Genomic DNA, 10,803 nt, shown 5'->3' on the forward strand with positions numbered 1-10,803 from the left:
CCGGGGAACGACTGGGCCCGGCCGGTGAAACCATGCGCCCACTCGGTGAGATCGTCCAGCCGCCCGGGGACGGCTGTGCGCGCCACCCGAGCCGTGACCGTGAGGTTATCTGGTTGCATGGTGTCCTCCCGGGGCAGAGGAAGCCCCGTCTCCCAGCGTATTGCGCCGATGACGCGGCACTGAACAGCTTCCGACCATCGGGGTCCGGATCAATAGCGCGAAATAGTGCTCTTCCGAGCAGTGGAGTGTCACCGCCACTGCCGCCTCACGCAGGATGGAAAGTTGAAAGACCTGGATCGACGGGGAGGTCATTTGCACGAGGCGTTTCGCTTGCTGCGGGAAGAAAGGCTCAAACGAGGCCGATACCATCGCCGAGCGACGGTGTATCACCCGGACGTAGAAGAGGTCGACCAGCTCTACGGTGTCCGGCTTCAGCTGGAGTCCTTAGGCGCGCGCCGGACGGTGGACGGATGCTGCGCTCCGAGATCGGCGCTTCGCGCGAGTACGGGACGCTAATGGATGCGGCGCTGGCAGTCGGTGACATGGGCGCCTGGCTGGTGGCGCACCACGCGTTCCTCCGCTGCTGCGTCGCGCGTGCAGACATCCCGTTGGGGCGGGTAGTGGACTCCTACCCGGAACGCTGCTTACACATCTATCAGTTGTGGCACCCGCAGTCGTTCGCCATCGCTCATCGCGAGTACGAGGCCGTCCTCGAGTCGATCGTCAGGCGTCCGACGCCCAGGGGATCGATCTGTCGCCGCTGGCGACCCACGAGTTCGCCTTCGACGATGCCGCCGCCGCCTTCGAGCAGTCCCGCGACGCGTCCAGCAGCCTGAAGGTCCTGCTCCGACCGTAGAGCGCCTGGGCCGTCGGGGCCGTCACAGGGAGCCACGCGGGCGGCGTGGGGTGGCACGGGCTGCAGTGGCACCGCGGAGACGATCCTCCCGCCTGTCGGGTCGGCATCGGAGCGCGCGGTGCAGGAGGAGCGCGCCCACGTTGCAAGTAAGCTTTCTGCCGTGCAGAATCGACAGCTCGGGTCGCCGGGCGATCCACCCCAGTATCCGATCGAGTCGGTCGACAACGCGCTGAAGCTGATCCTGCTGCTGGGTGAGGAGCACGAGCTGCGGCTCACGGACGCCGGTGCCCTCCTCGGGGTGGCGACCTCGACCGCGCACCGACTTCTCGCGATGCTGGCATGGCGCGGCTTCGTGCGGCAGAACCCGGTGACCAAGGCTTACGGCCCTGGCCCGGCGCTGACGACGGTGGCCTTCTCGGTGCTGCGCAGGATGGATGTCCCGAGACTGGCGCAGCCGATCCTCGAGGACCTCAGCGCCGCCCTCGGTGAGACCTGCCACCTGGGCACGCTCGAGGGCAACCATGTCCGATTCCTCGCCGTTGCCGAGCCCGATGTGGCCGTGCGCGTGGTTTCGAGACTGGGCAAGACCCTGCCGGCGCATTGCACCTCGACCGGCAAGGCGCTGCTTGCCGAGCTGAGCGACGAGCAGCTCTTCCGGCTGTACCCGGACGAGCAGCTCGAGATCGTCACACCGAACTCCATACGTTCCCGAGACGAACTCGTCGCCGAACTGGTTCGGACACGACTGGACGGTTATGCCGTGAATCGGCAGGAAAGCGAGGACGGCGTGGCGAGCGTCGCGGTCCCGGTCCACGTCTCGTCGGGACTGCGACTGGCGATCAACGCCTCCGCGCCCGTGCAGCGGTTACCGCCGGGCAAGGTCAAGTCCCTAGCGCGGTCACTGCAGGACGCCGCGATCCGCCTCGCCGAACTGTTGGGGTGAACCGGCCCGGGTCGTCGTAGCGCCCATGGATGCGCTGCGCACGCGAACACGCCGCTGATGAGCGTGGCTGCGGGAGCGACCGACCCGCCGCCGTGGGCCTCAGTGCCCGTTGGCCGGATCGTCCGGGTCGCGGGCGGCTTCTTCGCCTTGATCCAGCCCACTCAGCGTCGCCATATCCTCCGAGCTGAGCGTGAAATCGAAGACGTCGATGTTCTGCGCGAGATGCTTCTCATCGCCGGCGCGCGGGACGGGAACGATCCCTTCCTCGATGTGCCAGCGCAGTAGGACCTGTGCGGGCGACTTGTCATACTTCGACGCGATCGCGGTCACCGCGGGATCGGACAGCAGGGCTCCTCCGCGTCCGAGCGGGCTCCACGCCTCGGTCAGGATGCCGTGAGCGCGCTGGAAGCTGCGCTGTTCGACACGGGCGATGTCGACGCTGAGCTGGATCTGATCGACGTCGGGGACGACACCGGTCGCGTCGACGACGCGCTGAAGGTGGTGAGACTTGAAGTTGGAGACGCCGATCGCCTTCACTCGTCCCTCTTCGAGCAGTCTCACCAGACCCTTCCACGCTTCGACGTATCGGTCGAGGGCCGGAACCGGCCAATGGATCAGGAACAGATCGAGGTAGTCGACGCGAAGGGTCTTCAGCGATCGGTCGTACGCGCGCTGCACTCCCTCGACGCTGTGGTCCTCCTTGTTGAACTTGCTCGTGATGAAGACCTCGTCACGAGGGATGCCCGATGCACGCAGACCGGCACCGACGGCCTCCTCATTCGCGTACTTGTACGCCGTATCGAACAGGCGGTAACCGTAGCCGACCGCCTTCTCGACCATCGTTGCGCACTCGTCTCCCGTGAGTGGCCACGTGCCCACCCCGATTCGCGGGATGCGGTGACCGTGCAGGAGGGGGAGGGTGGTGTCGTCAGCTCTCATCGGGCGGCCGCCTTCGCCGGAGCCGTGCTCGAGGGCTCGAGGAGGGCGCGCAGCCGATGTATCAGCTCGTCCGCCTTCGCTCGCGAGGCGACCGAGCGGCGGGCGTCGACGAGGGCACGCGGCCAGTTCACGATGACGGCACCTTCGGCCTGCCCTTGGCTCTCGCCGTACACGACGGCGAAGCGGTCCTGCGCAGGGTCGCCCACCATCGTCCAGTGATCAGATCCGGTATGCCCGACGATCTGGATCTTCCAGTCGTACTGGTCGCTCCACACATACTCCGTCGGGTCGTAGCTGCGCAGGTCATCCGGGTGAGCGATGTTATGCGCGACAATCAGCGCCTGATCCGTCGCGCTCGTCCAGTGCTCCAACCGGATCGGGTCGGGATGCCGTCGGTTCATGAATCGTGCCACGTCGCCGATCGCATACACGTGGGAGACGCCGACGGCGGCAAGCGTGCCTTCGCAGACGACACCGTTATCCAGCGCGAGGCCCGACGACTCGAGCCACTCCGTGTTGACGACCGCTCCGATACCGAGCAGGACAGCGTCGACATCCAGCGTCGCGCCATCGGTGAGCGTGACCTGGACGCGGTCACCCGTGCGCTCGACGTTCTCGACGGAGACGCCGAAGCGTAGCTCAGCACCCTCCCTGCGGTACTTCTCCGCGAAGATACCGCCCACTTCCATATTCATCGCCCGGCCCATCGGAGCACCGATCGGTTCGATGATGGTGACCTTGACACCGGCCGCAAGCGCTGTGGCGGCCGCCTCGGCGCCGATGAATCCGGCGCCGACCACCGCGAGGTGGCGGCCCGGAACGAGCTCCTTGCGCAGCTCGTCGGCATCGGCGCGGGTACGCAGCACGTGGACGCCGGGAGTGGAAGCCCACGGGGTTCGGCGAGCTCGGGCACCCGTCGCGATGACGAGGATGTCGTAGGTCAGCTCGCTGCCGTCGGCGAGCGTCAGCGTCTTGCCGGCAGGATCCAGCTCGGTCGCGGCGACGCCGAAACGGGTCTCGACCCGCAGGCCTTCGAGCGCTTCCGCCGTCGTCAGCGCGATCTCCGGGTCGGATGCGGCGCCGCTGAGGTACTTCTTCGACAGCGGGGGACGGTCGTAGAGGGGATGGCTCTCCTGGTCCACCAGCGTGATCGCGCCGGTGAACCCCTCCGAACGAAGATTCTGTACGAGCTTGACTCCGGCGACGGAAGCACCGACGACGACGACGTGAGACATGCGAATCGGCTCAACCCTCGACAGACAGCGCCGAGACCGGGCAGCTTCGGGCGGCTTCCTCGACGCGAGTGCGCTCCGCGTCCGGCACCTCGAGCTGCAAGAGCACGACCTTGCCGTCGTCGTCGATGTCGAAGTAGTCTCCCGCGGCCACGACGCAGTTCGCGTAGCCCTGGCAGAGGGAGAGGTCAGCCTTCACCGTGGCCATGGTCATTCCTCGTTGATGATGGGTCGGGGTCGGGGAACACGGGCGCGTACGGCGACCCGATCATCGCTGAGAACGTCTGGACGGTCTGCCAGGTGAGCGCCTCCAGCTCGAGCGGGTCGAGTGCGATCCATTGTCCGGATTTCGGAGAGTCGATGAGCAGACGCGTCCCGTTGCGGGTCTCGACCCGGCTCACCGTGATCTCAGAGAACTCGTTGGCGATCGTGAGCGGCTCGCCGACGGTGCGCGCGACCAAACGTGCGCGCTCCTCGGCGGCGGCGATCGCGGCGGCCCGATCGACGTCGGCGCCTTCCCACTCCAGGGTCACAGGAAGATCGCCAGGTTCTGGGTGCGCAGCACCGACTCGTCGACGAGGATGACGCGGCGCGCGAGCTTGTACTCGCCTCCGACGTCACGGAACACATCCTCCCGGTGGGCGGAGATGATCGACGGCTCGTTCACGTCTCCTCGGCTGCGGAACAGCAGCATCGCGGAGTCGGCGAGCACCTCGCCGGGCACGTCGGTCTCGAACACCCGCACGTTGGTCACGAAGTGACGCAGCCGGGACGGAGGGTCCTCGGTCCAGGCATGCTCGGTAAGGAACCGTGCGACGCGCCGGCTGAGCGAGTACTTGTTCTCGTCCCAGTGCGCCATCCCGGGGGACGTGCTGAAGGGCGTGCCGAGTGCGGTGGTCACGCGGACGGGCATGACGTAGTGGATGTCTTCCGTCAGCATGTCCAGCCAGCTCTCATACCGCTGCTGGTCGAGAGTGTAGGCCTCTTCGACGAGCCAGCGATGGATCGTGGCGTGCAGCTCGCTCGTGAAGGGCAGGGACGAGCCCACCCGGTCGGCGAGGGTTGACGACTTGCGAAGCCGGGAGACTTCGGAAACTGCCTTGCCGGTCTCCTCGATCATCGGACCACCTTCTGACCATTGTTCGTGATGCCCGCAGGTCGGGGCTCGACATCCAGTGGCGGCTCGCCGCCGATCGACAGGGCACGGAAGTCGACGCCCTCGTACTCCGACTCCAGGTAGTCCGCCCAGCGGTGGAGCAGATGGCGCTGGTTGTACTCGCCGTAGCCCACGTGCGCGACGCCGGGGCCGGCGAACTGGTCGGGGCCGAGCGGCTCGACGACCGGCGATCCATCCTTGAGGATGCCCATGCGGCTGTTCAGGAGCAGGCGCCGCGCCATTGATCCCTTCGCCGTGTTCGTGAGCGAGACCCAGTTCTCCACGTCGTCCTGCTCGAACATGCCCGTCGACCCGAAGCACATCAGGTAGGCCTTGTACGACAGTGCCTTGAACTCCTCCGGAGCCTCAGCGTCGACCGCGAACCAGGAGTACACCTCGGTCTCGTCCTCGCTGATCGGAAGCCACGTCCGGATGGAGATGAACGGGAGCACGTCCTCGTCCGAACCCTCCTCGACCTTGGGCCAGTTGTGGACGAAGGACATGTTCGGGAAGAGCGAGGCCGCGGAGATCATGAACCCGTCGCGGCCGATGACATCGAGCTGCTCCTGAGACCAGGTCGCCTTCATCCGCTCGACCATCTCGTCCGGGTAGCCGACGTACCGCAGCCGCTCCTCGAGCGTGCCCGGCGGGAGCTTGTAGGTCGTGCCGCCTCCGTTGCCGGCCCAGTATGTGTTGCCGTCCTTGCGCTTCTCGGCCTTCGGCTCGCGGAACAGCCCGATCTCGACGACCGAGGTGTGCGTCTGGGGCGTGTGGTACATGTCGCCGGCGAAGTTCTCGGCGCCGATCTTCCAGTTCGCCTTGACGCGCCACCGCTGCGGGCCCCGGAGCTCGATGCCGCTGGGGCTCTGCCGGGTGTAGTAGTCGAGATAGAACTTGAAGTCGCCGATGTAGTCCTCGAGGCTCGGCGCATCCGGGTCCATGCTGATGAAGATCAGGCCGTTGTACATACCGAGGTTCGGCGCCGGCAGGAGCCGTGCGCCCTTTCGGCTGAACCCGGCCTCGCCGCCGTAGGCCTCCTCGTGGAAGGGGAGTCCGACGATGCGTCCGTCGTTGCGGTAGGACCACCCGTGGTACGGGCAGCGGAAGTGCGAGGCGTTCCCCATCTCGGCCCGGCAGACCTGCATGCCGCGATGCAGGCACATGTTGAAGTGGGCGCGGATCTCACCCTTCTCGTCGCGGACGATGATGAACGAGTCGTCGAGTATTCGCCGGACGACGTAGTCGCCGGCCTGAGGAATCTCGGACTCGTGGCCCACGAACAGCCAGGCGCGGCTGAAAAGGTTCTTTCGTTCGCGCGCGAAGATCTCCGCGTCGTTGTAGATGTACGCCGGTATCATTCCGCGACGTATCTCGTCGTAGATCGTCATGCTGGAAGTGCTCATCGTCGCGCCTATCCGTAGTGTAATGCTTCGACACCGCTCCGACGTCGCACGTCGAAGCGGGCCGAGGCATAGTTTCTGATGTGCAGAAATTGATTCTGCCACACACGCGCGCCTTACGTCAAGTGGGCCCGAGGAAGGCCTTCGCGGCCGCGCTCGGAGGAGGAGGCGATGCGTCGCGGCTGCGAGGACCATCCTCCCGTCCCAGAGGGTGGGCATGCTCCTCTGGAACACAGAAACCGCTTCTGCTGGAAACGAGGAGTCAATGATGAGCCCGTCGACCGATGTCGCAGACCGGGAATGGACCGTCACTCTCGATGGCAAGCCGTGGGCCAGTGCCGCGCGCTACGAGGTCGAGAACCCCACGACCGGGCGTCCCCTGACCTCCGCCCCCGACCTCTCCGAGGAGGAGGTCGGGCGCGCGGTGGCGGCGGCGCAGGCTGCGCAGCCGGCCTGGGGCGCGATGCCGCCCCGAGCCCGGGCCGCCGTGATCCGGCAACTCGCTGCGACGATCCGAGAGCACCGTGAGGAGCTCGCCACTCTCGACGCACTGGACGGCGGGTTCACCCTCTCGATGATGAGGGGCGATGTGGACGCGGCGGCGGAACTCATGGAGATCTTCGCCGACATGGCGCTCGACCTCGGTGGCCGGACGATTCCGGTGAGCACGAACCTCCACTACACCATGCAGGTGCCCTACGGAGTGGTCGCGCGTATCGGTGCGTTCAACCATCCCTTCTTCTTCGCGGCGGCGAAGGTCGCCGCGCCCCTCGTCGCCGGCAACGCCGTGGTCCTCAAGGCCCCGGACCAGACGCCGCTGTCTTCGTTGCGCCTGGCCGAGCTCGCGGTCGGGATCCTCCCGGACAATCTGTTGATCACCGTCAGCGGTCGCGGCGCGGTGACCGGACGCGCGCTGGTGCGTCATCCCGAGGTCCGCCGGATCGGTTTCATCGGGTCCACCGCGACGGGGCAATCGATCCAGCGGGATGCAGCCGAGACCGGAGTCAAGCACGTGTCGCTCGAACTGGGCGGAAAGAACGCTCAGATCGTCTTCGCCGACGCCGATTTGGAGGCGGCTGCGGCCGGTGCCGTCGCGGGTATGAACTTCACGTGGGTCGCCGGACAGAGCTGCGGCTCGACGAGCCGCCTGCTCGTGCACTCCTCGGTGGCCGACGAAGTGATCGGCCGGGTCGCCGAGCGCATGGCCGCGATCCGGGTGGGAGACCCGCTGGACCCGTCCGTGGACATGGGCCCGCTCGTGTCGGAGGCACAGTTCCAGAAGTCCATCAGCGCCATCGCCGAAGGCAGGAAGGCGGGTGCCACCGTGGCGACGGGCGGCGGCCGTCCCGCCGGCCTCGATGAGGGGTGGTTCGTCGAGCCGACGCTGCTCACCGGTGTCAGCCCCGGGTCGTTCGTCGAGCAGAACGAGATCTTCGGCCCCGTCCTCTCCGTCACCACCTTCGACGCCGACGAGGAGGCCGTACGGATCGCCAACGGCGTCCAGTACGGGCTCACCTCGAGCATCTGGACGCGCGACGTCACGCGCGCCCACGTCGTCGCCCGGCAGATCGAGGCCGGCTACATCCTCGTCAACAGTGGCAGCCGGCACTTCTGGGGACTGCCGTTCGGAGGGGTGAAGGCTTCGGGGATCGGCCGCGAGGAGTCCCTCGACGAACTGATCTCGTACACCGAGACGAAGACCGTGACCGTTCTGCTCTCGTAGGGGGGCAGCGCTGCGCGCTGTACGTCGTCGCAGCAAGCGCGGCGCGATCCATGCCGGCGGTGCTGGGAGGCGCTGTTCCCGTCAGCCTCGGGCAAACCCCGTCGAGGCGAAGGCCGCCTGCAGGGATGCCTGGGCGCCGAAAACGTTCCCCGGGCCATCACAGAGGCGACACAGCAGTACACGAAGTGGTCGGCTGAGATCCCCCGGGCGGAGCGGCTTCCGGAGTTCCTCGAGCGAGCGTTCCAGATCGCTTCCACCCCTCCCTACGGTCCGGTGCACCTCGGCATTCCGATGGACTTTCTGGAAGAGGAGATCGAGTTCACCCCGGGACCGGTGACCGAGTATCTGCATGAGGCGCTCGATCCGGATGCGGTAGAGCGTCTCGCCCAGATTCTCAGGACGGCGGCCAGTCCGGTCATCGTGGTGGGGACAGAGGTCGCGCGGTACGGTGCGATTGCCGCGCTGGAAAGGCTCTCCGACCTGGTGGACGCGTCCGTGCTCGGGGAGATCAAGGGCGCCGACCTCGCCTTCCCGAACACCACTCCGAGGTACGTCGGCAAGCTGACCGCATCGAGCCCTGCACTGGAGGGCGCAGACGTCGTCGTCCTCCTCGGCGCCGAGCTCACCGAGGGGCTGGCGATGCCCCTGCCGGATTTCGGTGACAGCCTCGTGGTGCAGGTCACCGTGGACCCGCTCGCTCTGCGCCGGCAGTACGCAGGTCAGGTCGGCATCCTCAGCCACCCCGGGCGCCTGCTCGATGCGGTCGCCGATCGCCTCGCTGAAGGCGGAGCGGTACCCGTGAGCTCGGGCGGGCGGGTGCGAGGGCTCAGAGAGCGCTGGGAAGCGGGCCGCGAAGCCTTGCGGTCGCGCCTGCTCGGCGAGGCTGATGGCGCGGTATCGGCGGCCCACATCGCGGACCTCATCCATCGCCTCGGCGGCTCCGAGACGATCGTCGTCAACCAGTGCGGATCCGCGGAGGGCTTCATCGACACACTCGTCGACTATGGCGCACCGTGGACGTATTTCGGCCTCTCGGGGAAGGCGAGTGCTCAGGGTTGGGGCGCGCCGGCGGCGGTCGGCATCCAGATGGCTCGTCCCGATCGTCGAGTGATCGCCGTCCTCGGCGATGGCGGGTTCATGTTCAACTCCACAGCGATCCACACCGCTGCCGCGTACGACGTTCCGGTCGTCTACCTCGTCCTCGACAACGGGGGCTGGCGGGACGTCGCGACCGTGACGGGAGCGATGGGCAGCTCGCTCGGAGAGCCCGGCGCAGAGGATGCGATGCGCTGGACCTTCCGGCCCCCGATCGACCACGCATCGTACGCCCGAAGCCTGGGACTGAAGTCTTGGCGGGCGTCCAACCCGGAGGAGCTCGAGAGCGCGTTCGCCGCCGCGTTCGCCGAGGATGGGCCGACGCTGATCCAGGTCGCGTCTGCGATGGGCGATGTCCGGGTCTTCGGGCAGGCGTTCGCGTGAGATGTCGAGCAGGAGTGACAGCGCCGTATACGGTGAGTGAGCCGCGTGTTCGGGCTGACAGCGACACGTACGTCTGCAGTAGGGAGCGATGAAGGATGTCAACTGGTGATCGACTAGGGGTTCGAGAGGATCTCGTCGATGCGAATCGCATTCTCGTCCGCCACGGCATCCTCGATGCTTTCGGCCACGTGAGCGTCCGTGACCCCGACGACCCGAGCAGGTTCCTCATCTCCAGAAACCTGGCCCCCGGCCTCGTCACGCCCGACGACATTCAGGTGATCGGATTGGACGGGACGACCGCGGACGACAGACCGAGCTATCTCGAACGATTCATCCACGGCGAGATCTACCGGGCACGCGCCGATGTCCAGGCCGTTGTCCACAGCCACTCCGCGTCGATGGTGCCCTTCAGCATCTCCAGGACGCCTCTGCAGGCGGTGTGGCACATGGCGGGCTTCCTCGGCGAAGCGGTCCCGGTCTTCGAGATCCGTGACAGCGTCGGGTCCTCCAGCGACCTGCTGATCCGCAGCGGTTCGCTCGGCGCGGACCTTGCTGCGACCCTCGGGGGCGCGGCGGTCGCACTCATGCGAGGACACGGATTCGTCGCCGTGGGCGACTCGATCCCGCAGGCGGTCGCCCGCGCGGTCTACGCGGACCTCAACGCCCGAGCACAGGTGACGGCCGGTCAGCTCGGCGGCTACACCGCCCTCACCGCAGAAGAGGGCGCCGCGGCCGCGGAATCCAACAACGGGCAGCTCACGAGGGCCTGGGAGATCTGGAGAGCCAACGCCAGGCGCGGGGAGAGCGTCTGAAAGCGCGCCTCCTCCAGGCGCGCTGAGCAAATCCGCCCGCTCGCGGCCGGCGCGTCATCGCGTCGGCGAAGCCGGCCGTTCGCCCCTGGTGGGGCGGTCCGGCATGCCGGCACACGCCGCCCGCGCCTAACGGCTCGCGCCATGTTGTGTATCTGACACACACAACAGTAGTAGGGGGGGTCGGACATTTGACGGGCCGGGGGGTGGACACGGGAGCGCCCCGCCGGATCGTCTCGGCGGGGCGCTCGGGTGCAGCGTTATCG

Annotated in this window: 11 protein-coding genes; 5 read left to right on the top strand and 6 right to left on the bottom strand. The window is 67.1% G+C overall.

The genetic code is table 11. The features are described 5' to 3' along the window. Nucleotides 1-470 precede the first annotated feature (470 nt). Together LTL01_RS14425 and LTL01_RS14895 are read left to right on the top strand one after the other, a co-directional pair. Nucleotides 471-836: a hypothetical protein gene (locus LTL01_RS14425; RefSeq protein ID WP_062633834.1), complete on the top strand. Its 366-nt coding sequence runs from the start codon at nucleotides 471-473 to the stop codon at nucleotides 834-836. Nucleotides 837-974: 138 nt separating this feature from the next. Further along, nucleotides 975-1,799, top strand: coding sequence for an IclR family transcriptional regulator (locus LTL01_RS14895; protein ID WP_005050741.1), 825 nt, complete (start codon nucleotides 975-977; stop codon nucleotides 1,797-1,799). A gap of 99 nt (nucleotides 1,800-1,898) precedes the next feature. Here LTL01_RS14895 and LTL01_RS14435 read toward each other — a convergent pair whose 3' ends face one another. From LTL01_RS14435 to LTL01_RS14460, 6 genes are read right to left on the bottom strand one after another with little or no spacing between them, the layout of a single operon-like run. After that, on the bottom strand, nucleotides 1,899-2,738 hold the full coding sequence (locus LTL01_RS14435; RefSeq protein WP_005050739.1) for an aldo/keto reductase: 840 nt from the start codon (nucleotides 2,736-2,738) through the stop codon (nucleotides 1,899-1,901). Beyond that, on the bottom strand, nucleotides 2,735-3,973 hold the full coding sequence (locus tag LTL01_RS14440) for an NAD(P)/FAD-dependent oxidoreductase (protein WP_062633832.1): 1,239 nt from the start codon (nucleotides 3,971-3,973) through the stop codon (nucleotides 2,735-2,737). Before LTL01_RS14440 ends, LTL01_RS14435 begins: the two co-directional genes overlap by 4 nt. Nucleotides 3,974-3,983: 10 nt before the next feature. Further along, the gene (locus tag LTL01_RS14445) at nucleotides 3,984-4,178 is read right to left on the bottom strand and encodes a ferredoxin (RefSeq protein ID WP_062633830.1); all 195 of its coding nucleotides are present in this window, start codon (nucleotides 4,176-4,178) and stop codon (nucleotides 3,984-3,986) included. Continuing rightward, on the bottom strand, nucleotides 4,159-4,503 hold the full coding sequence (locus tag LTL01_RS14450; protein WP_085603657.1) for a hypothetical protein: 345 nt from the start codon (nucleotides 4,501-4,503) through the stop codon (nucleotides 4,159-4,161). The genes LTL01_RS14445 and LTL01_RS14450 overlap by 20 nt, the downstream gene beginning before the upstream one ends. Then, nucleotides 4,500-5,090 carry a 3-phenylpropionate/cinnamic acid dioxygenase subunit beta gene (locus tag LTL01_RS14455; RefSeq protein WP_062633826.1) on the bottom strand — a complete coding sequence of 197 codons (591 nt, stop codon included), beginning with the start codon at nucleotides 5,088-5,090 and terminating at the stop codon, nucleotides 4,500-4,502. Before LTL01_RS14455 ends, LTL01_RS14450 begins: the two co-directional genes overlap by 4 nt. Next, on the bottom strand, nucleotides 5,087-6,529 hold the full coding sequence (locus LTL01_RS14460; protein WP_228164524.1) for a Rieske 2Fe-2S domain-containing protein: 1,443 nt from the start codon (nucleotides 6,527-6,529) through the stop codon (nucleotides 5,087-5,089). The genes LTL01_RS14455 and LTL01_RS14460 overlap by 4 nt, the downstream gene beginning before the upstream one ends. 265 nt (nucleotides 6,530-6,794) lie before the next feature. On the opposite strand from LTL01_RS14460, the gene LTL01_RS14465 reads away from it, so the two are divergent. The 3 genes from LTL01_RS14465 (at nucleotide 6,795) to LTL01_RS14475 (ending at nucleotide 10,540) form a co-directional block, all read left to right on the top strand. Further along, complete coding sequence (locus LTL01_RS14465; protein WP_062633835.1) at nucleotides 6,795-8,249, top strand: aldehyde dehydrogenase family protein; 1,455 nt, start codon at nucleotides 6,795-6,797, stop codon at nucleotides 8,247-8,249. Nucleotides 8,250-8,540: 291 nt separating this feature from the next. Continuing rightward, nucleotides 8,541-9,728, top strand: a complete 1,188-nt coding sequence (locus LTL01_RS14470; RefSeq protein WP_236969049.1) for a thiamine pyrophosphate-dependent enzyme — start codon at nucleotides 8,541-8,543, stop codon at nucleotides 9,726-9,728. A gap of 95 nt (nucleotides 9,729-9,823) precedes the next feature. Continuing rightward, nucleotides 9,824-10,540 carry a class II aldolase/adducin family protein gene (locus LTL01_RS14475; protein ID WP_062633823.1) on the top strand — a complete coding sequence of 239 codons (717 nt, stop codon included), beginning with the start codon at nucleotides 9,824-9,826 and terminating at the stop codon, nucleotides 10,538-10,540. The last annotated feature ends 263 nt before the right edge of the window (nucleotides 10,541-10,803 follow it).

Origin of the sequence: Microbacterium aurantiacum, assembly GCF_021654035.1 — a bacterium.
Lineage (GTDB): Bacteria > Actinomycetota > Actinomycetes > Actinomycetales > Microbacteriaceae > Microbacterium > Microbacterium aurantiacum.

Coding starts and splice junctions, on each gene's coding strand:
- LTL01_RS14435 (WP_005050739.1), bottom strand. CDS start 2,738: ATGAGAGCTGACGACACCACCCTCCCCCTCCTGCACGGTCACCGCATC.
- LTL01_RS14455 (WP_062633826.1), bottom strand. CDS start 5,090: ATGATCGAGGAGACCGGCAAGGCAGTTTCCGAAGTCTCCCGGCTTCGC.
- LTL01_RS14460 (WP_228164524.1), bottom strand. CDS start 6,529: ATGAGCACTTCCAGCATGACGATCTACGACGAGATACGTCGCGGAATG.
- LTL01_RS14470 (WP_236969049.1), top strand. CDS start 8,541: ATGGACTTTCTGGAAGAGGAGATCGAGTTCACCCCGGGACCGGTGACC.
- LTL01_RS14465 (WP_062633835.1), top strand. CDS start 6,795: ATGAGCCCGTCGACCGATGTCGCAGACCGGGAATGGACCGTCACTCTC.
- LTL01_RS14440 (WP_062633832.1), bottom strand. CDS start 3,973: ATGTCTCACGTCGTCGTCGTCGGTGCTTCCGTCGCCGGAGTCAAGCTC.
- LTL01_RS14445 (WP_062633830.1), bottom strand. CDS start 4,178: ATGGCCACGGTGAAGGCTGACCTCTCCCTCTGCCAGGGCTACGCGAAC.
- LTL01_RS14475 (WP_062633823.1), top strand. CDS start 9,824: ATGTCAACTGGTGATCGACTAGGGGTTCGAGAGGATCTCGTCGATGCG.
- LTL01_RS14425 (WP_062633834.1), top strand. CDS start 471: ATGCTGCGCTCCGAGATCGGCGCTTCGCGCGAGTACGGGACGCTAATG.